Raw genomic sequence first — 20,975 nt, 5'->3', positions numbered from 1 at the left:
CGGGTAGGTGGAGGCCAGTCGGCCGACGGTGTTCTGGTGGGAGCCAGCCTGCTGGCGATGGGTGCTAGCGACAGTGCCTACCGGATTCCCGGCAACAGCAGTGGATCCAGCCGCACGCCGAACCAGTTGAAGCCCCAGTGCACGTGCGGCCCGGTGGCGCGGCCCGTCTTTCCGGCCGCGCCGATCACCTGGCCCTGCGCCACGCGCTCTCCGACTTTCACGTCGATACGCGACAGGTGCAGGAAATTCGACGACAGACCGAAGCCGTGGTCGAGCAGCACCGTGCCGCCGGTCAGGTACAAATCCGGATTGGCGAACGTGACGATGCCCGACGCCGGCGCCTTCACCGGCGTGCCCTCCGGGACCGCGATATCCATGCCCGAATGCGGCGCCTTCGGGTCGCCGTTGTAGATGCGCTGATTGCCGAAGCGGCCGCTGATGCGGCCTGTGACAGGCCAGACGAAACCGTGGATGAAATCGTCGCGCGCATCGTCGCGGTTGCGCGCCGCCACCACGGCCGCCTGCTCGCGCTCGATGCGCGCGGCGATCGCGGGCGGCGGGTTCACGGTCTTCGGCGGCACGCCTTCCACGCGTTCGATAGGCCAGTCGCGTGGCACGACCGACACGCTGCGCGTCGTGGCACCGAGTGTCACGGCCACCGGACCCTGCTCGTCGCGACCGACGCCGAAGACGAAGACGCCATCGTCCCCGACGTGCACGGGCTTGCCGGCCACGGCGACCCGCGTGCCGGGCGCGACGTGTCCGATCACGAGGGCGCCTTGCGACACGCGGGTGGGAAGGTCGGGCACGGCGGCGAGGGCCGCCGTGCCGATCGACGCTGCGGCGAACGCCGCTACGATTCGTCTCATCGATCGAAGGTCAGGCGCTGGCCGCGGACCGTGCCGTCCACCGTCTTTCCGTCGAAAACGCGCTGCCCGTTAACGAACGTCGAGGCGATGCTGCTGCTGAACGTGTAACCCTCGAACGGCGACCAGCCGCACTTGGAGAGCACTTCCTCGCGCGTCACGGTATGCGGCGTGTTCGGATCCACCAGCACGAGGTCGGCCGCGTAACCCTCGCGCAGGAAACCGCGGTTCTCGACGTCGAACAGTTTCGCGGGGTTGTGGCAGACGGTCTCCACGATGCGCTCCAGCGTGAGCTTGCCCTCGGTCACCCGCTGCAGGGCCGCCTGGAGGGCGAACTGCACCAGCGGCAGGCCGGATGGCGCCTTGTCGTATTTCTGCGCTTTCTCCTCGAGCAGGTGCGGCGCGTGGTCGGTGGCGAGCACGTCGAGGCGACCTTCGGCCAGCGCCTTCGTGATCGCCTCGCGGTCGGCCTCGTCCTTGATCGCCGGGTTGCACTTGATGAGGAAACCCTTCTCGTCGTAGTCGGCCTTGCCGCCGAAGTGCAGGAAGTGCACGCAGGTCTCGGCCGTGATCCGCTTGCCCTCGATCGGGCCGGGCTCGAACAGGGCGAGCTCGTCCGCGGTGGAGATGTGCAGCACGTGCAGGCGCGTGTCGTGCTTCTTCGCCAGCGAGATCGCGAGACGGGTCGACTTGATGCAGGCCTCGCGCGAGCGGATGTGCGGGTGCTCCCACGCCGGGATGTCCTCGCCGTACTTCTCGCGGGCCTTCTCGTGGTTCGCGTCGATCATCGGCGTGTCTTCGCAGTGCGTGATGATCGGCACCGGCGTGTCGCGGAAGATGCCGTCGAGCGTTTCCGGGTTGTCGACGAGCATGTTGCCGGTGGAGGCGCCCATGAACACCTTCACGCCGGGCGCCGCCTTCGGATCGAGCGCGCGGATCGCCTCCAGGTTGTCGTTACTGGCGCCCATGTAGAACGCGTAATTCACGGCCGACGAGCCGGCGGCGATGCTGTACTTGTTCTCGAGCGACTCGCGGTCGAGCGCGGGCGGCTTCGTGTTCGGCATCTCCATGAAGCTGGTGATGCCGCCGGCGGCGCAGGCGCGGGATTCATGCGCGATGTCGGCCTTCTGCGTGAGGCCGGGCTCGCGGAAGTGCACCTGGTCGTCGATCATCCCCGGCAGCAGCCACAGGCCGGTCGCGTCGATCACCTGTTCGTCACGTTCTCTTTCCAGGCCGGTAGCGATGGTTGCGATTTTTCCGTCACGGATGCGGAGGTCGGCATGGAAGCGCTTGCCTTCGTTCACGAGTTCGGCGTTCTTGATGAGCCAGGCATCAGTCATGGGTGTTTGCTCCTTGTGCGCCGCAGCGGCGCAGGATGAATTGCTCGGGGACGGGGTCGTGGCCGCCTTCGCAAAGCGGCTGGCAGCGCAGGATGCGCCAGGCACCCAGGGTGCCGCCACGCAAGGGACCGAAACGCGCTATGGCAACGCGTGCATAATCGGAACAGGATGGATGGAAGCGGCAGCGAGCGCCCAGCATCGGGCTCAGCCACCGTTTGTAGAAGGACAACAGGAATAGGAGGAGGCGGGTCACTGTGGGTCCGGTGTCGACCGGCGTAGGCCAATGGACAGTATCCCAGAAGATAGGTTGCTGGGGTAACGCATCTGGGCTATAACACCCCGCCGCCACGGCTACCGAGGTGAAGGATATGGCGAAAAACGCTCGTAGTTCCGCAGCCGCCAGAAGTACCGCCAAGAAGGGCGGGGCAGGCGACGTGAAAAAGACAGGGACGGTCGTGGCCGGGGCAAAGGCAACGAAGGCGCCGGCGAAGACGGCCGTGCGCGCGGCGGTGAAATCCGCCACGAAGACGGCGGCGAAGCCCGCGCCGAAGAAGGTCGCTACACCGGCGGCGAAGAAGGCCGCGGCGAAGCCGGCCACCAAGGCACCTGCGAAGAAGGCGCCGGCCAGGGAGGCTCCCGTGAAGGCCGCTCCGGCGAAGAAGGTCGCCGCCGCCAAGAAGGAAGCGCCGAAGGTCGCGACGAAAGCGCCGGTGAAGGCCGCTCCCGTCGCGAAGAAGGCGGCACCTGCCAAGTCCGCCAGCAAGACACCCGCGGCCCCGACAAAGGCCGCACCCGCTCCGGCTCCCGCGCCGAAAGCGAAGACCGCCGCAGCGGCCGCTCCCGCGCCCGACACGGGCCGCAAGGCATCGGCCGTTGCCGCCACACCGCAGCGGACCGCGTCCGCCGTGGGTGGCGCATCCTCATCCAGTAACGAGAAGTCCGCGCAAGCCAGCATGAACAGCACTGCCTCCCATACCGCCGACAACGGCATCACGCGCGAAGACGGCCGCTATGCGCTGCCCGCTTCCACCGTCATCGACCTGCCGAAGGGTTACAAGCCCAAGGCCGACGAGGAGTACATGAATCCTCGTCACCTCGCGTACTTCCGCAACAAGCTGAAGGACTGGCGCGAGCAGCTGGTGGAAGAATCCCGCCAGACCATGGACAACCTTCGCGAGGAAGTCCGCGACGTCGGCGACGAAGCCGAGCGCGCGACGCGCGAGACCGAGAACTCGCTCGAGCTCCGCACCCGCGACCGTTACCGCAAGCTGATCTCGAAGATCGACAAGGCGCTGCGCCGCATCGAAGAAGGCCGCTACGGCTTCTGCGAAGAGACCGACGAGGAAATCGGCGTGGATCGTCTCGACGCGCGTCCGATCGCTACCCTGTCGCTCGACGCGCAGGAGCGTCGCGAGCACCTGCAGAAGCAGATGGGCGACTGAGCCTTTCCGGCCGTCGCAGACGAAAAGGCCCCGCACAGCGGGGCCTTTTCTTTCTGGTGGGAGCCAGCAGGCTGGCTCCCACCGGATCGATCAGCGCGCCAAAGCCTCCGCCGCATATGCCTTCAAACGCGCCAACATCGCCGCGAGCCCGTTCGACCGCGTGGGCGACAGGTGCTTGGCCAGCCCGATCTGCTGGATGAAATCCGGCGGGGTGTCCACGATCTCCCGGGCGGATCGATCGGAGTAGACGCGCAGCACCAGCGCGATCAGGCCCGACACGATGGCCGAATCGCTGGCCGCGTCGAAATGCATCTTCGCCGCGTCGCCCGAGGGAATCAGCCATACCATGGACTGGCAGCCGTGCACGCGGTTTTCTTCGTTCTTGCGATCGTCGGGAAACGCCGGGAGCTGGCGGCCGAGATCGATCAGGTACTGGTAGCGCTCGGTCCAGTCGCCGAAGAACGCGAATTCTTCCGCGATGGCGGCCTGTGCCTCGACGGCGGTCGGTTCCATGGGCTCGCTCATGCCTTCACCACGCTCCAGCGCGTGCCTTGTGCGCTGTCTTCGATGGCGATGCCGAGATCCTTCAGCTGATCGCGAATGGCGTCGGAGCGCGCGAAGTCCTTCGCGGCGCGGGCCGCGCGGCGCTCGTCGAGCAGGGCCTCGATGGCGGCGGCGTCGATCGTGCCGTTCGGATTGCCCTGGCGGAACCAGGCCTCGGGATCCTGCTGGAGCAAGCCCAGCAGCGCACCTCCGCCGATCAGCGCGGCCTTGGCCGCCTTGCGGTCGTCGCCGGTCGCGCGGCGGGCGGCGTCGGCGAGCTGCGAGATCTCCGCCAGCGCCTGCGGGGTGTTGAGGTCGTCGCACAGCGTCGCTTCGACCGAGGCGGGGACCACGGGCTCCCCCGCGTCGACGTCCGCCAGGTCGCGCAGCACGCCGTACCAGCCGTCGAGCGTGCGGACGGACTGCGTCATGGCGGCATCGGACCAGTCGAGCGGCTGGCGGTAGTGTCCGCGCAGAAGCATCAGGCGGAGGGCCTCGCCGGGGTGCCTGTTCAGCAGCTCGTGCAACTGAAGCACGTTGCCGAGCGACTTCGACATCTTGCGGCCGTCGAAGGTCAGCATGCCGTTGTGCATCCAGAAGCGCGCGAACGGCTTGCCGCCGTGCGCGCAGGTGCTCTGGGCGATTTCGTTCTCGTGATGCGGGAACGTCAGGTCCACGCCGCCGGCATGAATGTCGATGGTGTCGCCCAGATGGGCTTCGCTCATCGCCGAGCACTCGATGTGCCAGCCCGGACGGCCGCGGCCCCAGGGGCTGTCCCAGCCGGGCAGGGTGGCGTCGGAGGGCTTCCAGAGGACGAAGTCGCCGGGGCTTTTCTTGTACGGCGCCACTTCGACACGGGCGCCCGCGAGCAGCTCGTCGGGATCACGGCCCGAAAGCGCACCGTAGGCGGGGTAAGACTCGACATGGAAGAGCACGTGGCCTTCGGCCTCGTAGGCATGCCCGGTCGCGATCAGGCGCTCGATCATCGCCACGATCTGGGGGATGTGGTCGGTCGCATGCGGCTCGACGTCCGGAGGCGCCACGCCGAGACGCGCCGTGTCCTCGCGGTACGCCTGGGCGTAACGGCCCGTGATCTCGGCGATCGGCACGCCCGCGTCGGCGGCGGCACGATTGATCTTGTCGTCGACGTCGGTGATGTTCCGCGCGTAGACCACGTTCGGGTAGTGCCGGCGCAGGAGCTTCACCAGCACGTCGAAGACGACGGGAGGCCGCGCGTTGCCGATATGGATGTAGTTGTAGACCGTCGGACCGCACACGTACATCGTCACCCGCTGCGGATCCAGGGGGGCGAAGGCCTCCGTACGGCGCGAAAGGGTGTTGTAGAGCGAAATCGGCATCGATGTTCCGTGGGGCAGGGCGCGGCGGGTGGTCGGTCGGAGATAGTAGCAAGGGACGCGCCCGTTCAGGGATGACCCGGCGGCGGTTGCCCACGCGCGGGCGCGGATTCGGTTGACATGGCAGACGACATTTCTGCAGACGACTTCTAAGCGTGGATTCAGCGTGGTGTTGCTGAAATGCACGCCAGTAGGGCGCGCTCGTGCGCCCTCCGGAGGTTTCCCTACATGTCTCGCCTGCTTATCCCCGCGCTCATCCTCGCGGTCTTCGCTTCCGGTGCCAGCGCCCAGGACGGCCGTTACGGTCCCGGCCCGGGACCGTCCGGTCCGGACGACAACACCCATTACGGCTGGGCCGACGTGCTGCGCGTGGACCCGGTCTATGGCGTCGCCCGCGTGGAGACCCCGCGTCAGGAGTGCTACGACCAGCCCGTGGTGCGTCGCGAGTCGGGCGGCGGTAGCGCGGCCGGCACCATTCTCGGCGCCGTCGTCGGCGGCGTGCTGGGCAACACGGTAGGCAAGGGCGACGGCCGCAAGGCCGCCACCGTCGTCGGCGCCGTCGCCGGCGGCGCGGTAGGCAACAACGTCTCCCGCAGCGGCGACCGCACCTACGAAGGCACGGAAACCCGCTGCCGCGACGTCAGTTCGGTGTCCGAACAGCGCCGCATCGCCGGCTACGACGTCGAATATCGCTATCGCGGGGAGGTGTACGTCTCGCGCCTCAACTACGACCCGGGCGAGCGGCTGCGCGTCCGCGTGAACGTGTCCCCGGCGGACTAAGCCTCCAGCCTTTAGGGCTGGGCTCTGGTGGGAGCCAGCCTGCTGGCGATGGGTGCTTGCCGCAAGCTCCCATCGCCAGCAGGCTGGCTCCCACCGTTTAAAGGCTCCGCAACCTGTTGCGCGCCGCACCAATTCCCGGCATGATCGCCGTTCCATCTTTTCAGACCCTGCCGTGTCCCACACTGTCTACACCGCCATCGTCCTGACCAGCGCCCGCATGGCCGCAGGGATGACGTCGCGTGCTCGTCGACCGTACATGGGATACTCGGCCGGGTAGGCTGTCGCGCGCGTTTCATTCGTACCGACTAAAAAACCCGGCCATGCGCCGGGTTTTTTCGTTTCCGATTCCCGCTTCCTTCACGGCCTTCGGGCCACCGACCGATCTGGACCGCCATGACCGTTCGCCATTTCCTCTCCACCCAGGACTACAGCCGCGCCGAAATCGACGCGCTGCTCGACCAGGCCGCGGCGTTCAAACGCTCGCCGCAGGGCCAGCAGCTGGCCGGCAAGTCGGTCGCGCTGATGTTCTTCAATCCGTCGATGCGCACGCGGACGAGCTTCGAACTGGGCGCGTTCCAGCTCGGCGGCCACGCCGTCGTGCTCTCCCCGGGCAAGGACGCATGGCCCATCGAGTTCGAGGTGGGCTCGGTGATGGATGGCGACACGGAAGAGCACATCGCCGAAGTGGCGCGTGTGCTGTCGCGTTATGTGGACCTGATCGCCGTGCGCGCCTTCCCGAAGTTCGTCGACTGGTCCATCGACCGGCAGGACAAGGTGATCGAGTCGTTCGCACGCTACGCGACGGTGCCGGTCATCAACATGGAGACCATCACGCACCCGTGCCAGGAGCTGGCCCACGCGCTGGCGCTGAAGGAACACCTGGGCGATCTGCAGAACAAGAAATACGTGCTCACGTGGACCTACCATCCGAAGCCGCTGAACACGGCGGTCGCCAACTCGGCGCTGTTGATCGCGACGAAGATGGGCATGGACGTGACGCTGCTCTGCCCCACGCCGGAATACATCCTCGACCAACGCTACATGGCGTTCGCGAAGACCAACGCGCGCGAGAACGGCGGTTCGCTGCAGGTGTCGCACGACATCGAAGCCGCCTACAGCGGTGCGCACGTGATCTACGCCAAGAGCTGGGGCGCGCTCCCGTACTTCGGTCGCTGGGACCAAGAAAAGGCGATCCGCGATGCCAACAGGCACTTCATCGTCGACGAGGCCAAGATGGCGCTGACCGACAACGGCCTCTTCAGCCACTGCCTCCCGCTGCGCCGGAACATCAAGGCGACGGACGCGGTGATGGATTCGCCCGCCTGCATCGCCATCGACGAGGCCGAAAACCGCCTGCACGTGCAGAAGGCCGTGATGGCATCGCTCATTTCCCAGTCGGGCACGACGTCCGGCCTCGGTTTCTGATTTTCCTTCTTCCCTTTCCCGACCTTTCTCCGGAGCCCGCATGTCCAGCAACGATATCGTCCTCGCCTTCTCGGGCGGCCTCGACACCAGCTTCTGCGTCCCCTACCTGATCGAGCGCGGTTATGCCGTGCATACGGTGTTCGTCGACACCGGCGGTGTGTCCTCGGAAGAGCGCGAGTACATCGAGCAGCGCGCCGTCGAACTGGGTGCCGCGTCGCATCGCACCGTGGACGCCGCGCAGGCGATCTGGGACAGCTTCGTCACGCCGCTGATCTGGGCGGGTGAGTTCTATCAGGGTCAGTACCCGCTGCTCGTGTCCGACCGCTACCTGATCGTGAAGGCGTCGCTGGAGCGTTGCGACGAACTCGGCACGAAGCTGTTCGCGCACGGCTGCACCGGCATGGGCAACGACCAGGTGCGCTTCGACCTGACCGTGAAGGCGCTGGGCGACTACACGATCGTCGCGCCGATCCGCGAAATCCAGCGCGAACACACGCAGGTCCGCGCTTACGAGCAGAAGTATCTCGAGGACAAGGGCTTCGAGGTCCGCGCCAAGACCAAGCACTACACGATCAACGAGAACGTGCTCGGCGTGACGATTTCCGGCGGCGAGATCGACGCATGGGAGATTCCGGAAGAGGGCGCCGTCGCCTGGTGCGCGCCGCGTTCCGAATGGCCATCCGAACCGCTCCGCATCGAGCTCGGTTTCGAGAAGGGCACGGCCGTCACGCTGAACGGCAAGCCGGCCACGGGTCCCGAAATCCTCGGCTTCCTCAACCACGAACTGGCGAAGTACGGCGTCGGCCGCAGCCTGTACACTGGCGACACGAACATTGGCCTGAAGGGCCGCATCGTGTTCGAAGCACCGGCGCTCACCGCGCTGCTGACCGCGCATCGCGCGCTGGAAGAAACCGTGCTGTCGAAGCAGCAGAACCGCTTCAAGCCGGAGATCGGCCGGAAGTGGACCGAGGTCGCTTACGAAGGCTTCTTCAACGATCCGATCAAGGCCGACCTCGAAGCCTACCTCGTCTCCACGCAGCGCAAGGTCGATGGCAAGGTCATCATCGAGACGCGCGGCGGCACCGTGTACGCGGTGAAGGTCGAATCGAAGAACCTGCTGCATTCGAAGAAGGCGACGTACGCGCAGGCCGCCGACTGGGGTGTCGCCGAGGCCGAGGGCTTCATCAAGCTCTACGGCATGAGCTCGACCATCTGGGCGGAAGTCGACCGCGCCAACGGGAACTGATCGGGACCATGGACACGCTTCTTCAGGACACGCTCACCCATCTGCGCGCGCTCGTCTCGTTCGACACGCGCAATCCGCCACGAACCATCGGCACCGACGGCATCTTCGATTACCTGCGCGCGAACCTTCCCGGGTTCGACGTGGAGGTGACCGACTTCGGTGCGGGTGCCGTGAACCTCTACGCCGTGCGCGGCACGCCGAAGTACCTGTTCAACGTGCACATGGACACCGTGCCCGATTCGCCGCACTGGACCGCCAGCCCGTTCGAGCTCCGCGTGACGGAAGACCGCGCGATCGGCCTGGGCGCGTGCGACATCAAGGGTGCCGCGGCCGCGCTCGTGGCGGTGGCCAACGCGACGAAGGGCGACATGGCGCTCCTGTTGTCCACCGACGAGGAAGCGAACGATGCGCGTTGCATCGAAGGATTCCTGAAAGTGCCGCGCGACTACGAGGCGATCATCGTCGCCGAGCCCACGCGCGGCGAGGCGGTGCTCGCGCACCGTGGCATCCATTCGGTGCAGATGCGGTTCCAGGGCAAGGCCGGTCACGCGTCCGGCGAGCAGAAGCCTTCCGACAGCGCGCTGCATCAGGCGATCCGCTGGGGCGCGGCGGCGCTCGACTTCGTGCAGGCGCAGTCGCACGAGCGCTTCGGCGGGCTGACGGGCCTGCGCTTCAACATCGGCAAGATCGAAGGCGGCATCAAGGCGAACGTGATCGCGCCGACCGCCGACGTGCGCTTCGGCTTCCGTCCGCTGCCGTCGATGGACGCCGACGCGATGCTGGAGACGTTCCGCACGCTCGTCGAGCCGAACCCGGTCGAGTACGGCGAAACCTTCCGCGGCGATTCCCTGCCGGCGGGCGACACCGCGACGGCGGAGACACGTCGTCTCGCCGCACGCGACCTCGCCGACGAGCTCGGCATTCCCGTCGGCAACGCCGTCGACTTCTGGACCGAGGCCGCGCTGTTCTCGATGGCTGGCTACACGTCGTTCGTCTGCGGCCCCGGCGACATCGCGCAGGCCCACAGCGCCGACGAGTGGGTCGCCCTCGATCAGCTCGCGCATTACGCACAGACCATCCATCGGATCGTGGACAGTGGACTCTAATAAACACACCCGCAAGACCATCGTCCGCCTGCTCTCGTCGATGGGCAGCGCGCGCGAGATCCAGCAGTACCTGAAGCGTTTCTCGCAGCTCGACGCCGCGCGCTTCGCCGTGGTGAAGGTGGGCGGCGCCGTGCTGCGCGACGAACTGCCCGATCTCACGTCGTCGCTGTCGTTCCTCCAGCAGGTGGGCCTCACGCCGATCGTGCTGCACGGCGCGGGCCCGCAGCTCGACGAGGAGCTCGCGGCCGCCGGCATCGAGAAGAAGACCGTGAATGGCCTGCGCGTCACATCGCCGGAAGCCCTCGCCATCGTGCGTCGCGTTTTCCAGGCACAGAACCTGCGGCTCGTCGAAGCGCTGCAGGAAGTCGACACGCGCGCCACGTCGGTGCCGTCCGGCGTGTTCACGGCCGACTACCTCGACCAGGACACCTTCGGACTCGTGGGCCGCGTGCGCGACATCAACCTCGCGCCGATCGAGGCCAGCCTGCGTGCCGGATCCATTCCGGTCATCGCGAGCCTCGGCGAGACCGACGCCGGGCAGATCCTCAACATCAACGCCGACTTCGCCGCGAACGAACTCGTGCGCAAGCTGCAACCGTACAAGATCGTCTTCCTCACCGGCACGGGTGGACTGCTGGACGGCGAGGGCAGCGTGATCGATTCCATCAACCTGTCGACCGAGTACGACCAGTTGCTCCAGCAGCCGTGGCTGCATTCGGGCATGCGGCTGAAGATCGAGCAGATCAAGGATCTCCTCGACGACCTGCCGCTCACGTCGTCGGTGTCGATCACCCGCCCGGCGGAACTGGCGAAGGAGCTGTTCACGCACAAGGGTTCCGGCACCCTGGTCCGTCGTGGCGAACGCGTGCTGCGGTTCGATTCGTGGGAAGGCGTTGATCTCGAGCGGATGCGCATCCTGATCGAGTCGAGCTTCGGCCGCACGCTGGTGGGCGACTACTTCGAGCGCACCGCGCTGTACCGGCTGTACGTGTCCGAGAACTATCGCGCCGCGATGATCCTCACGCAGGAGGAGGGTTTCGCATACCTCGACAAGTTCGCCGTGCTCGACGACGCGCAGGGCGAAGGCCTCGGCCGCGCCGTGTGGCAGGTGATGCGCGACGAGAATCCGAAGCTGTTCTGGCGTTCGCGCCACGGCAACCCCATCAACCCGTTCTATTACGCGGAGTCGGATGGCTGCTTCAAGCAGACGCGCTGGAAGGTCTTCTGGTACGGCCTCGACAGCTTCGCCGATATCGAACGCTGCGTCGCGCACATCGCCGCGCGCGAACCCACCCTGCAGGACTGACCGCTCATGGCCAACAAGACCATCGGCATCGTCGGCGCACGCGGACACACCGGCGCCGAACTGATCCGTCTCGTCGCCGCGCATCCGGGCCTCGAGCTCGCCTTCGTGTCCTCGCGCGAGCTCGACGGGCAGCGCCTCGCCGACCATAGCGACGCGTACACCGGCGATCTCGTCTTCGGCAATCTCGATCCGGCCGCGGTCGCCGCCGCCGGTGTCGACGTGGTGGTGCTCGCGTTGCCGAACGGCAAGGCGGCCCCGTACGTCGAGGCGATCGACAAGGCCGGCGCCTCGACCGTGATCGTCGACCTTTCGGCCGACTATCGTTTCGACGAGCGCTGGTACTACGGGCTCCCGGAGCTCTACCGCGACCGCTGGCGCGGCGAGAAACGCATCAGCAATCCGGGCTGCTACGCCACCGCGATTCAGGTGTCGATCGCGCCGCTGAAGGATCTGCTCGCGGCGCCGCCGGTATCGTTCGGCGTGTCGGGCTACTCGGGCGCCGGCACCATGCCTTCCGATCGCAACGATCCGGAAAAGCTGCGCGACAACCTGATGCCGTATTCGCTCACCGGGCACATGCATGAGAAGGAAGCCAGCCGGCACCTCGGCCTGCCGGTGGAGTTCATGCCGCACGTGGCGCCACATTTCCGTGGACTCACGGTCACGACGAACCTCTACCTCGCGAAGCCCGCGAAGCGCGACGACATCGTGCACCGCTTCGAGGCGCGCTATCACCGGGAGAAGCTCATCCAGGTCGTCGACGAGGCACCCTGGGTCAGCCAGATCGCGAACCGGCACCATCTGGAAGTGGGCGGCTTCGCCCTGTCCATGGACGGTCGTCGCGTGGTCGTCGTCGCGACGCTCGACAACCTCCTGAAGGGCGCGGCCACGCAGGCCATGCAGAACGTCAACCGCGCGATGGGCTTCGACGAGCTCACCGCCATTCCGCTCTGAAGAACCAGGATCCCGATATGACGCAGCCGCTCTGGCAGAAGTCCGACACGCAGGTCGATGCGCGCATCATGCGCTTCCTTGCCGGTAACGACGTGGTGCTCGACCGCGAGTTCTTCCTCCATGACATCGCGGCGAGCAAGGCGCACGTCGAAGGGCTCGCGAACATCGGCGTCGTTTCCGCCGACGAGCGCGACGCGCTCAAGCGCGAGCTCGATGCGCTCGCCGGCGATTTCGAGGCCGGCAGCTTCGTGCTGGACGAGCGCTTCGAAGACGGCCACTCCGCCATCGAGGCGCGCCTGACGGAGCGCCTGGGCGATGCCGGTCGCCGCGTGCATACCGGCCGCAGCCGCAACGATCAGATCCTGGTCGCGACGCGCCTGTGGCTCAAGGAAAAGCTATCGACGCTCGAAGCGTTGACCCGCCGTGTGGCCGAGGTGTGTCTCGAACGCGCTGCGGGCGACGCGCTGCCGATGCCGGGCTACACGCACATCCAGCGCGCCGTGGTGTCGTCCACGGGCATGTGGTTCGCCGCCTTCGCGGAAGCGTTCATCGACAACACGCTCCGCGCGCGCCAGGCGCTCGAGCTGATCGACGCGAATCCGCTGGGCACCGCCGCGGGGTACGGTGTGAACGTGGCGCTGGATCGTGCGCACACCACACAGGCGCTCGGCTTCGGCCGCATGCAGGTCTCGCCCATCTACGCGCAGCTGTCGCGCGGCAAGTTCGAGATGGCGGCGCTCGACGCCGTCGGTACGGCGCTGCTCGATACCCGCCGTCTCGCATGGGATCTCTCGCTGTTCACCACGGCGGAATTCGATTTCGTGTCGCTGCCGGCGGAGTACACGACGGGCTCGTCGATCATGCCGAACAAGCGCAACCCCGACGTCGTGGAGCTTCTGCGCGCGAGCTATGCCAGCGTCGCGGCCGCGCGCACGGAGATCGAACAGCTGCTTTCGTTGCCGTCCGGCTATCAGCGCGACCTGCAGTTCTCCAAGGGCTCGCTGTTCCATGGATTTTCCATGGGACTCGCCGCGCTCGAGCTGCTGCCGGACATGCTCGCGCGAATGGCGTGGAAGGCCGACAGGATGCGCGCCGCGATCGAGCCGGCGATGTACGCCACCGATGTCGCCATCGAGCAGGCCGTGGCCGGTGTCCCGTTCCGCGACGCTTACCGCGCCGCCGCGGAGACCGCCGCTTCGGCCGGCGATGGTCGCACGCCCGAGTCGAGCCTCGCCGCCCGCACCTCGCCCGGTTCCGGCCACGATCTCATGCTGGACACGCTCCGCGCCCGCCTCGCCGCGCTCAATTAACCTGTCGGACCGCCGAGGGTACTCGCCTCAACAAGGCCGGCGTGGGAGCGCGCTCCCACACCGGGCAACCGTCAGCCGAGCTGACCCAGCCCCGCGCGGATGCGCTCCGACACCGCCATCATCGACGCCCAGGCCCGTTCCAGCGCATCGGCCAGCGCGGCGCGATCCAGGGCGGCGGTCTCGGCTCGGCCGCCTTCGTCGGGCAGGTATTCGATCAGCACGCGGCGTCCGTCGATCCATGCCTGCTCGCCGGCAAGGAATGCGGGGTCGTCGAACCGGCCCGTGCCGGGCTCCGGTGGCATCGCGAAGGCGGTGCGTGCGTCGGATGGGGCGTTGCGGAGGAGGTCGATGGCGCGTTCGTACGAACCGTCTTCGTCGTCGAGATAAAGCTCGACGCGATCCATGCGTGGGCCGGCGAAGAGTTCGACGGAACCGGTGAAGATCGCCTGCGTCGCCTGACCGTCGAGGCGCAGGCGCGGATGTTTCAGCACCTCGCGCAACGCGGCGACGTAGCGATCGGTGACGTCTCCGTTCTCGCGCAGCCAGGCGCTGCTGACGTCGTCGATCGCGGTGACGTGTCCGTCCGCTTTCGTCTCGTCGCCACGATGCGACACGGCGGCGGGACGATCGGGCAGGGCGACGGGCAGGCCACCGGCTTTCAGGCCGAGCATCACGCGGCCGGGCGCCGTGCGCAGCCAATGCGTCACGGCCTGCACGGCGAAGCCGTCGCCGCGTTCCGAGTACGGTACGGGGAACAGTTCCTGTGCGCTCATGCCGCCGCGCCGTCCCAGGCTTCGATCGCCTCGACGGCGTCGAGACAGTCGGTGTAACGGTTGTAGAGCGGCGTCGGCGAAAGGCGGATCACGTCGGGTTCGCGCCAGTCGCCGATGACGCCGTGGCGTTCGAGGTGCGCGAAGAGCGCGCGGCCGGCCTCGCGCCCGGCGCGGACGCGAACCGAGAGCTGCGCGCCTCGTTGTGCGGGATCGTCCGGTGTCACGATGTCGAGCGTGTCGGCGAGGCGCGAGCGGATCATCCCGTCGAGATAAGCGGTCAGTCGTCGGCTTTTCGCGGCGAGGCGCGGCATGCCCGCGCGTGCGAACACGTCGAGCGAGGCGCGCAGGGGCGCGAGCGCGAGGATGGGGGGATTCGACAGCTGCCATCCGTCGGCGCCCGGCGTCGGCACGAACTGCGGACCCATCTGGAAGCGGGTCGCCTTGTCGTGGCCCCACCAGCCGGCGAAGCGTGGCACGTCGGCGTGCGCATGGCGTTCGTGCACGAACGCGCCGGCGACGGCACCCGGGCCCGCGTTGAGGTATTTGTAGGTACACCACACGGCGAAGTCCGCACCGCTGTCGTGCAACGCGAGAAGCAGGTTGCCGACCGCGTGGGCGAGATCGAAGCCCACGAGGCAGCCTTGCGCATGGCCGAGGCGCACGATGGTCTCCAGATCGAAGACCTGGCCCGTGCGGTACTGCACGCCAGGCAGCAGCACCAGCGAAACGCGCGGGCCGTGCGTGGCGATCGCTTCGGCGATGGCGTCCACGGACAACGTGCCGCCGGGGCCGTCGGGCTCGATCTCGATGAGGTCGGTGTCCGGATCGAAACCGTGGAAGCGCACCTGCGATGCCAACGCGTAGCGATCCGTCGGAAACGCACCGGCTTCCATGAGGATCGCGGGACGCTCGGCCGTCGGCCGGTAGAAGCTCACCAGCATCAGGTGCAGGTTCACGCCGAGGCTGTTCATCGCCACGACTTCACCGGGCCGGGCTCCCACCACCTCGGCCATCGTGTCGCGCACGTACTCGTGGTAGTGCATCCAGGGCGAACGTCCGCGGAAATGCGCTTCGACAGCGAGCGACGACCAATCCGCGAGTTCGTCATCGATCGCCGCGCGGACGCCCTTCGGCTGAAGGCCGAGGGAATTGCCGCAAAAATAGAGCGCGTCGCGCCCGTCGTGCGTCGGGATGTGGAATTCGTCACGAAAATCGCGCAGGGGATCGGCCGCGTCCTGGGCTTCGGCCCATGCGCGCGTCGCTTCGAAATCGGTCATGGATGGCGCCTTTGGATCAATGGGGCATGTGGGCGGCCACGTCGGCACACCCCTTGTCGAAGGTGGCGCCGAACTTCGTGTCGTCGGACGGCCGGATACAGCGCAGCTGGATCGCGTAGCCCTTGCTGTAGAAGTAGCGCTCGAAATAACTCTGTTTTACCTGACCCTCGCGCGCCGTGTAGACGTTCTCGGTCGGCGACGACGCCTTGCCCGTGGCGTACTCCTTGAGGCCCGTCGCACGGCTGCGCAGGGTGCCGGCGAACTGCTGGAAACCGTTGAGGTTCGGCACCTTCTGCACGGTGACCGATACGCGCGACAGCGTCGCGTCGGCCTCGCTGGAGCCCGGCACCTGGAAGACCTGGGTCTCGGCCTCGCCCTGCGACTGCATGATCGGTACCCACTGGTCCGGCACGGGAAAACGAAGCTCGCCATCGGCCATGGAGACGTCGGTCGCGCCGATCGCCGGACTGGCGAAGGCGAGGGTGGTCAGCAGGAGTCGCAGGGTGCGGTTCACGGTGTGGAGTCCCCGATGGATCGCGGCGGCGCCGCGTAACAGCGGCATTCTTGCACAGCGGACGCGTTCCGATGACGCGTCCCCGTGTGCGCCCCGTCACGCCACCGCGGCGACGGTCTGGAAGCGCGAGATGGGCACGCCGAGCCACTCGAGGGCCGTACCGTGGAACAGCCTAGCGCGTTCGGCATCGCCGAGCCCGAGGGCCTCGATGCCGCTGCCGGGTTCCTGCTCGCCGAGCGGGAACGGATAGTCCGTGCCGAGCATCACCCGATCGGTGCCCGCGGTGGCGAGCAGGTAACGGAGCGCGGCGTCGTCGTGGACGCACGAATCGAAGTAAAGGCGCGACATGTACTCGCGCGGGTTGCGCGCGTTGTCGGTGGCGACGAGGTCGGGCCGCATGCGGAAACCGTGTTCGATGCGGCCGATGGAGTAGGGGAAGCTGCCGCCGCCATGGGCCAGCATGACCTTGAGCGCGGGCAGGCGTTCGAGCACGCCGCCGAAGATGAGCGCGCACGCCGCGCGCGACTGCTCCGCCGGCATGCCCACCAGCCACGGCAGCCAGTACTTGGGCATGGTGTCCGCGCCCATCATGTCCCACGGGTGCACGAGCACGGCGGCACCGAGGTCCGCGGCCGCCTCGAAGAACGGGAACAGTTCCGGTGCGTCGAGGTTCCAGTCGTTGCAGTGTGAACCGACCTGCACGCCCTGCAGGCCGAGCTCGTCGATGCAGCGTTCCATTTCGCGGATGGCGAGGTCCGGCGACTGCAGGGGTACCGTCCCGATGCCCGCGTAGTGTCTCGGGTGCGCTTCGCACACCCGGGCCATGCTGTCGTTGAGATGCGTGTGCAGTTCGAGCGCCTGATGGCCCTTCGCCCAGTACGAGAACATCACCGGTACCGTGGAAACCACCTGCACGCCGACACCGAAGCGCGCGTAGTCGGCGATGCGGCAGGCCGGATCGAAGGCCGACTCCCAGACCTCGCGAAAGAACCTGCCGTCCTTGTAGATCCGGTGGTGGCCGCTGGTATGGGTCATCACGGGAAAGCGGTCGTCGCCGTAGCGGGCCGCGAGATCGGGCCAGTCACGGGGCAGGATGTGCGCGTGGGTATCGATCTTCAGCATGCGGCCGAGTGTAGCCCTCGTGCCGTGCCGGGGCCTCTCGCGGTGCAGCATGCCCCGGGGCGGAGACTCAGGCCGGCGTGGTCGAGCGGCGGTTGACCACGTGCGCGATGGTGTCGACGTTGTCGGTGAGACGATCGGTCAGGCGCGCCACGGCGTCGGCGAGCTCGCGATCGCCCGTCCGTCCGACGGCGTCCGCGAGCGTGCGCTGGTGCTCTCGCAGGGCGGGTGGCGCCTCGATGCCTTCGATGCGCGTCAGCGCCTCCCCCTGTCTGCGCAGCGCCGTCGAGGCCTCGCGGATGAAGGCGCCGATGTGAGGCCACGCCGCGCCCGCCGCCGGGTCGTCGATCAGGGACTCGAGGGCCATCGACGTTCGCGCGAGACGGTTGCCGTTGGCGTAGAGCGTCTCGGCGAGCTCGAGCAGCACGGCGGGCGTGCCCGGTTCGGCGCGCATGCGGTCGACCGAGGCCTGCGCGTTCGTTCGCGCCGTGCGGGTGGCGGTGCGCACTTCGTAGCGGCGGGCTTCGTCTTCCGGAACGGCCAGGGCGTCGAGGTAGTCGGCGTAGGCGCAGAGCATGTGCGACAGCGCGAGACGCGTCTGGTGGCGCTCCCACGACGGCCATAGCAGGTAGGCGAGCAACGCGAGCGCGCTGCCCAGCGCCGTGTTGAGCACGCGGTCCGACATCGCGGAGAAAGGGTCGACGCCTTCGAACGACAGCAGCACGACGACGGTACCGGTCAGCGCGGCGACCGCGATGCCGTAATGCGCGCCGGCGAGATAGCGGAAGACGAGGCAGAGAATGCCCATCACCAGCAGGTGCGCCCAGACGACGTCGGGGGTGAAGCGCAGCACGAACGTCGTGAGCATCAGGCCGAGCACGGTGCCGACCACGCGCAACAGGCCGAAGCTGAAGGTGGCGGCGAAGTCCGGACGCAGCACGATCGCGGCGGTCATCGGCAGCCAGTAGCCATGGGGGAGGGCGTAATGCCGCGAGATCACGAATGCGACCGTCAGCACCACGGCGCAGCGAACGGCGTGCCGGAAGGCCACGGATCCCGGCGTCAGGTTCGCTCGCAGGGTGGACAGCGCCGAGGCGCTCTGCAGTGTCTTCGGCAACGCGGTTTCCGCGCGTTGCGCGCGTTCTTCACCGCGAGAGCCGGCCCAGTTGGTGTTGCGGACGACGGCGGCGAGCTGGCCCGACAGCGCCTGGATATGCGCGCCGATGCCCATCGCCGTGCCGCCGGACAGCAGCGCCCGCTCGCTCGCCTGCAGCGTGGCCAGTGCGCGCTCCGCGCGTTGCGGGGGCTCGGCCATGTCGAGCGCGTCGGCCGCGGCGACGAGCACGCGCGAGGCGTCGTTGCGGAACATTTCGCCCACGCCGTGGCGACCCGATTCCAGTTCGGCGATGGCGATCAGTTCGAGACGGATGCGTTCGGCCAGTTCGAGCAACACACGGAACGCTTCCATGGCGCGGCCGTGCGCGTGGTGCCGCCCGAGCAGGGTGACCTGCAGCGCGTTCATCGCGTCGGTGAGGCCCGGGGCCTCGCCATCCTTCTGCGGCTTGCGCGCGAGGTCCGACAGCCCGCGAAACACCACGGCCAGCGCCGTGCGCTCGGGACGATACCGCTGCAACGGCCACGCCGCGATCGAGAAGAGGGCCAGCAGCATGCCGCCCGCGAAGATGAGGCCGCCGCCGGCCAACGCACCGCGAACATCGGTGGGTGTCGCGGCCGTGATCACGAGCAGCAGCATGCTGGTCATGCCCACGCGCGCGATGTCCGGCCCGAAGACGACGAGCATGCCGCCCGCGAAGCCGCAGACGGCGCACGCCAGCGCCATGGGGGCGATCCAGTTGCCGATGAGGAAGCCGACGAGCGAGGCGACACCCGCGGCGAGCGCCGCGAGGAACAGGCGGCTGAGGCGTTGCTGGTAGGGGCCGGGCTGGTCCGAGAACATCGTGTCGAGCGCGCCGGCCGCGATGCCGATGCCCACCTGCGGATAGCCGAAGGCGATACCCAGTGCGAGCGGAAGCACCACGGCCGCGGTGTTCCGCAGCGCCACGCGCATCGGTACATCGGGACGCTTCGTCCGGATCAGCGTGTCGACGACGCTGGCGCGGAACGAGTAACCGTTGCTCATGGTCGGGCCTGACTCATCCTGTCGGGCCGCCCATTGTGCGTGCGGCTGGCTGACTGCACGGCAAGCGGGCGAGGGGGACGGAAGCGCGCATGCGTTTCCGTCCCCCTTCCATCACGAGGCGCGTCCCGCGAACTCGCCGCTGACGGTGTTGACCGTGACCTTCTCGCCGGTGGTGATGTATTCCGGCACCTGGATTTCGATGCCGGTGCTGAGGGTGGCCGGCTTGGTGCGCTTGGTGGCGCTCGCGCCCTTCATTTCCGGGGCCGTGTCGCTCACGGTCAGCACGACCGAGGTCGGCACCTGGAGGCCGACCGGCGCATCGTCGATCACCTGCACGTAGTAGCCCTCGAGTTCTTCCACGACGTAGCCGGCATTGTCGCCGACGACGGCGGCGTCGAGCGTGTACTGCGTGTAGTCCTCGTCGTCCATGAAGACGAACGCGTCGCCGTCCATGTACGAGAACTTCGCCTGGCGGCGGGTGAGCTCGACTTCCTTCAGTTCGTCGTCGGCGCGAACGCTGAGGTCGAACTTGCGATGGCCGGGGATCGAGTAAAGCGTGAAGCGATACGTGACGTTGCCGCCGCGTGCGCTCGGCGAGCTGCGCTCGATGTCGCGGACCTGGTACACGGTGCCGTCGTTCTCGACGACGTTACCTTTCTTGACTTCGGATGCTTTCATGGATGGTAAGACTTCGATGTCGTGGTTGGGTTATTTCGGTGCGAGGCGAACCGCGCCGTCGAGGCGGATCGTCTCGCCGTTGAGGTAACGGCTGGTGAGGATGAACGCGACGGTGTCCGCGAATTCTTCCGGCTTGCCGAGGCGCGACGGGAACGGGATCGACGCCGAGAGCGACTCCTGCACCTGCGGCGGCATGCCGTCGACCATCGGCGTCCAGAAGATGCCGGGTGCGATCGTGTTGACGCGGATGCCGAAGCGCGCGAGTTCGCGCGCCATCGGCAGCGTCATGCCGACCACGCCGCCCTTGGACGCCGAGTAGGCGGCCTGGCCGATCTGGCCTTCGTAGGCGGCTACCGAGGCGGTGTTGACGATCACGCCACGCTCGCCGTCGTCGCCCGCCGTATTGCCCTGCATGAGCTGCGCCGCGGCCTTGGCCACGTTGAAGCTGCCGACCAGGTTGACCATGACCGTCGTGGAGAAGGTCGACAGCGGCATCGGGCCGTCCTTGCCGAGCACGCGACCCGCGCCGAGGATACCGGCGCAGTTCACCACCACGTTGAGGCCGCCCATCGCGTCGCGCGCGGCGGCGACGTTCGCCACCACGCCGTCTTCGGAGGTGACGTCGGTGCGCTGGAACGAGGCACTGGCGCCGAGGGCGGCGGCGGCCGCGTGGCCCTTGTCTTCGTTGACGTCGAAGAGGGCGACCTTCGCGCCCGCGGCGACGAGGCGCTGGGCGACGGCGTGACCCAGACCGGATGCGCCGCCGGTGATGACGGCCCTGACCTGTTCGAGCTGCATGGG

20 protein-coding genes are annotated in these 20,975 nt (G+C 67.6%); 8 read left to right on the top strand and 12 right to left on the bottom strand.

Going from position 1 to position 20,975, the window contains the following annotated elements:
• Window positions 1-77 precede the first annotated feature (77 nt).
• From BMX32_RS01010 to yidD, 3 genes are read right to left on the bottom strand one after another with little or no spacing between them, the layout of a single operon-like run.
• Complete coding sequence (locus BMX32_RS01010) at window positions 78-869, bottom strand: M23 family metallopeptidase (protein ID WP_089973975.1); 792 nt, start codon at window positions 867-869, stop codon at window positions 78-80.
• Window positions 866-2,206 carry a dihydroorotase gene (locus BMX32_RS01005; protein WP_089973974.1) on the bottom strand — a complete coding sequence of 447 codons (1,341 nt, stop codon included), beginning with the start codon at window positions 2,204-2,206 and terminating at the stop codon, window positions 866-868. Before BMX32_RS01005 ends, BMX32_RS01010 begins: the two co-directional genes overlap by 4 nt.
• A complete protein-coding gene (yidD, locus tag BMX32_RS18840; RefSeq protein WP_244511464.1) occupies window positions 2,199-2,405 on the bottom strand; it encodes a membrane protein insertion efficiency factor YidD in 207 nt (68 codons plus the stop codon). Before yidD ends, BMX32_RS01005 begins: the two co-directional genes overlap by 8 nt.
• A gap of 754 nt (window positions 2,406-3,159) precedes the next feature.
• On the opposite strand from yidD, the gene dksA reads away from it, so the two are divergent.
• Window positions 3,160-3,648 carry an RNA polymerase-binding protein DksA gene (dksA, locus tag BMX32_RS00995; RefSeq protein ID WP_089973973.1) on the top strand — a complete coding sequence of 163 codons (489 nt, stop codon included), beginning with the start codon at window positions 3,160-3,162 and terminating at the stop codon, window positions 3,646-3,648.
• Between the two features lie 90 nt (window positions 3,649-3,738).
• Here dksA and BMX32_RS00990 read toward each other — a convergent pair whose 3' ends face one another.
• Window positions 3,739-4,173 (bottom strand): SufE family protein, encoded by a 435-nt coding sequence (locus BMX32_RS00990; RefSeq protein ID WP_029213700.1) that lies wholly within the window; start codon window positions 4,171-4,173, stop codon window positions 3,739-3,741.
• Window positions 4,170-5,549 (bottom strand): cysteine--tRNA ligase, encoded by a 1,380-nt coding sequence (cysS, locus tag BMX32_RS00985; protein ID WP_029213699.1) that lies wholly within the window; start codon window positions 5,547-5,549, stop codon window positions 4,170-4,172. The genes BMX32_RS00990 and cysS overlap by 4 nt, the downstream gene beginning before the upstream one ends.
• A 225-nt stretch (window positions 5,550-5,774) precedes the next feature.
• On the opposite strand from cysS, the gene BMX32_RS00980 reads away from it, so the two are divergent.
• The 7 genes from BMX32_RS00980 to BMX32_RS00950 all read left to right on the top strand — a co-directional run bounded on the left by BMX32_RS00980 (window position 5,775) and on the right by BMX32_RS00950 (window position 13,673).
• The gene (locus BMX32_RS00980; RefSeq protein WP_029213698.1) at window positions 5,775-6,326 is read left to right on the top strand and encodes a glycine zipper 2TM domain-containing protein; all 552 of its coding nucleotides are present in this window, start codon (window positions 5,775-5,777) and stop codon (window positions 6,324-6,326) included.
• Window positions 6,327-6,719: 393 nt separating this feature from the next.
• On the top strand, window positions 6,720-7,751 hold the full coding sequence (locus BMX32_RS00975; RefSeq protein ID WP_089973972.1) for an N-acetylornithine carbamoyltransferase: 1,032 nt from the start codon (window positions 6,720-6,722) through the stop codon (window positions 7,749-7,751).
• A gap of 40 nt (window positions 7,752-7,791) precedes the next feature.
• Window positions 7,792-8,997, top strand: coding sequence for an argininosuccinate synthase (locus BMX32_RS00970; protein WP_029213696.1), 1,206 nt, complete (start codon window positions 7,792-7,794; stop codon window positions 8,995-8,997).
• Window positions 8,998-9,005: 8 nt separating this feature from the next.
• Window positions 9,006-10,103, top strand: a complete 1,098-nt coding sequence (locus BMX32_RS00965) for an acetylornithine deacetylase (RefSeq protein WP_089973971.1) — start codon at window positions 9,006-9,008, stop codon at window positions 10,101-10,103.
• Window positions 10,093-11,409 carry an acetylglutamate kinase gene (locus BMX32_RS00960; protein WP_089973970.1) on the top strand — a complete coding sequence of 439 codons (1,317 nt, stop codon included), beginning with the start codon at window positions 10,093-10,095 and terminating at the stop codon, window positions 11,407-11,409. Before BMX32_RS00965 ends, BMX32_RS00960 begins: the two co-directional genes overlap by 11 nt.
• A gap of 6 nt (window positions 11,410-11,415) precedes the next feature.
• A complete protein-coding gene (argC, locus tag BMX32_RS00955; RefSeq protein WP_089973969.1) occupies window positions 11,416-12,363 on the top strand; it encodes an N-acetyl-gamma-glutamyl-phosphate reductase in 948 nt (315 codons plus the stop codon).
• A 17-nt stretch (window positions 12,364-12,380) separates the two neighbouring features.
• A complete protein-coding gene (locus tag BMX32_RS00950) occupies window positions 12,381-13,673 on the top strand; it encodes an argininosuccinate lyase (protein ID WP_089973968.1) in 1,293 nt (430 codons plus the stop codon).
• A gap of 71 nt (window positions 13,674-13,744) precedes the next feature.
• Here BMX32_RS00950 and BMX32_RS00945 read toward each other — a convergent pair whose 3' ends face one another.
• The 7 genes from BMX32_RS00945 to BMX32_RS00915 all read right to left on the bottom strand — a co-directional run bounded on the left by BMX32_RS00945 (window position 13,745) and on the right by BMX32_RS00915 (window position 20,972).
• The gene (locus BMX32_RS00945; protein ID WP_089973967.1) at window positions 13,745-14,446 is read right to left on the bottom strand and encodes a hypothetical protein; all 702 of its coding nucleotides are present in this window, start codon (window positions 14,444-14,446) and stop codon (window positions 13,745-13,747) included.
• Entirely contained in the window at window positions 14,443-15,723 is a 1,281-nt protein-coding gene (gene kynU / locus BMX32_RS00940) for a kynureninase (protein ID WP_089973966.1), read from the bottom strand. The genes BMX32_RS00945 and kynU overlap by 4 nt, the downstream gene beginning before the upstream one ends.
• 16 nt (window positions 15,724-15,739) lie before the next feature.
• Complete coding sequence (locus tag BMX32_RS18585; protein ID WP_170843530.1) at window positions 15,740-16,237, bottom strand: hypothetical protein; 498 nt, start codon at window positions 16,235-16,237, stop codon at window positions 15,740-15,742.
• 96 nt (window positions 16,238-16,333) lie between these two features.
• Window positions 16,334-17,359 (bottom strand): amidohydrolase family protein, encoded by a 1,026-nt coding sequence (locus BMX32_RS00930; RefSeq protein WP_089973964.1) that lies wholly within the window; start codon window positions 17,357-17,359, stop codon window positions 16,334-16,336.
• A gap of 67 nt (window positions 17,360-17,426) precedes the next feature.
• Window positions 17,427-19,496, bottom strand: a complete 2,070-nt coding sequence (locus BMX32_RS00925) for an FUSC family protein (protein ID WP_089973963.1) — start codon at window positions 19,494-19,496, stop codon at window positions 17,427-17,429.
• Between the two features lie 111 nt (window positions 19,497-19,607).
• Window positions 19,608-20,174, bottom strand: a complete 567-nt coding sequence (gene yeiP / locus BMX32_RS00920; protein WP_089973962.1) for an elongation factor P-like protein EfpL — start codon at window positions 20,172-20,174, stop codon at window positions 19,608-19,610.
• 30 nt (window positions 20,175-20,204) lie between these two features.
• The gene (locus BMX32_RS00915) at window positions 20,205-20,972 is read right to left on the bottom strand and encodes an SDR family NAD(P)-dependent oxidoreductase (protein WP_089973961.1); all 768 of its coding nucleotides are present in this window, start codon (window positions 20,970-20,972) and stop codon (window positions 20,205-20,207) included.
• Between the last annotated feature and the right edge of the window lie 3 nt (window positions 20,973-20,975).

Source organism: Luteibacter sp. UNCMF331Sha3.1, assembly GCF_900109915.1.
Lineage (GTDB): Bacteria > Pseudomonadota > Gammaproteobacteria > Xanthomonadales > Rhodanobacteraceae > Luteibacter.
Note: the sequence above shows the minus strand (reverse complement) of the source record. Positions and strands in the feature narration are given on the sequence as shown.

What these genes read in the sequence shown, in the direction of transcription:
- BMX32_RS01010 (WP_089973975.1), bottom strand. Translation starts at nt 869, where the DNA reads ATGAGACGAATCGTAGCGGCGTTCGCCGCAGCGTCGATCGGCACGGCG.
- BMX32_RS00915 (WP_089973961.1), bottom strand. Translation starts at nt 20,972, where the DNA reads ATGCAGCTCGAACAGGTCAGGGCCGTCATCACCGGCGGCGCATCCGGT.
- BMX32_RS00965 (WP_089973971.1), top strand. Translation starts at nt 9,006, where the DNA reads ATGGACACGCTTCTTCAGGACACGCTCACCCATCTGCGCGCGCTCGTC.
- dksA (WP_089973973.1), top strand. Translation starts at nt 3,160, where the DNA reads ATGAACAGCACTGCCTCCCATACCGCCGACAACGGCATCACGCGCGAA.
- BMX32_RS00925 (WP_089973963.1), bottom strand. Translation starts at nt 19,496, where the DNA reads ATGAGCAACGGTTACTCGTTCCGCGCCAGCGTCGTCGACACGCTGATC.
- BMX32_RS00980 (WP_029213698.1), top strand. Translation starts at nt 5,775, where the DNA reads ATGTCTCGCCTGCTTATCCCCGCGCTCATCCTCGCGGTCTTCGCTTCC.
- kynU (WP_089973966.1), bottom strand. Translation starts at nt 15,723, where the DNA reads ATGACCGATTTCGAAGCGACGCGCGCATGGGCCGAAGCCCAGGACGCG.
- BMX32_RS01005 (WP_089973974.1), bottom strand. Translation starts at nt 2,206, where the DNA reads ATGACTGATGCCTGGCTCATCAAGAACGCCGAACTCGTGAACGAAGGC.
- yeiP (WP_089973962.1), bottom strand. Translation starts at nt 20,174, where the DNA reads ATGAAAGCATCCGAAGTCAAGAAAGGTAACGTCGTCGAGAACGACGGC.
- BMX32_RS00970 (WP_029213696.1), top strand. Translation starts at nt 7,792, where the DNA reads ATGTCCAGCAACGATATCGTCCTCGCCTTCTCGGGCGGCCTCGACACC.
- BMX32_RS00945 (WP_089973967.1), bottom strand. Translation starts at nt 14,446, where the DNA reads ATGAGCGCACAGGAACTGTTCCCCGTACCGTACTCGGAACGCGGCGAC.
- BMX32_RS00950 (WP_089973968.1), top strand. Translation starts at nt 12,381, where the DNA reads ATGACGCAGCCGCTCTGGCAGAAGTCCGACACGCAGGTCGATGCGCGC.
- BMX32_RS00990 (WP_029213700.1), bottom strand. Translation starts at nt 4,173, where the DNA reads ATGAGCGAGCCCATGGAACCGACCGCCGTCGAGGCACAGGCCGCCATC.
- yidD (WP_244511464.1), bottom strand. Translation starts at nt 2,405, where the DNA reads ATGCTGGGCGCTCGCTGCCGCTTCCATCCATCCTGTTCCGATTATGCA.
- cysS (WP_029213699.1), bottom strand. Translation starts at nt 5,549, where the DNA reads ATGCCGATTTCGCTCTACAACACCCTTTCGCGCCGTACGGAGGCCTTC.
- argC (WP_089973969.1), top strand. Translation starts at nt 11,416, where the DNA reads ATGGCCAACAAGACCATCGGCATCGTCGGCGCACGCGGACACACCGGC.
- BMX32_RS00930 (WP_089973964.1), bottom strand. Translation starts at nt 17,359, where the DNA reads ATGCTGAAGATCGATACCCACGCGCACATCCTGCCCCGTGACTGGCCC.
- BMX32_RS00975 (WP_089973972.1), top strand. Translation starts at nt 6,720, where the DNA reads ATGACCGTTCGCCATTTCCTCTCCACCCAGGACTACAGCCGCGCCGAA.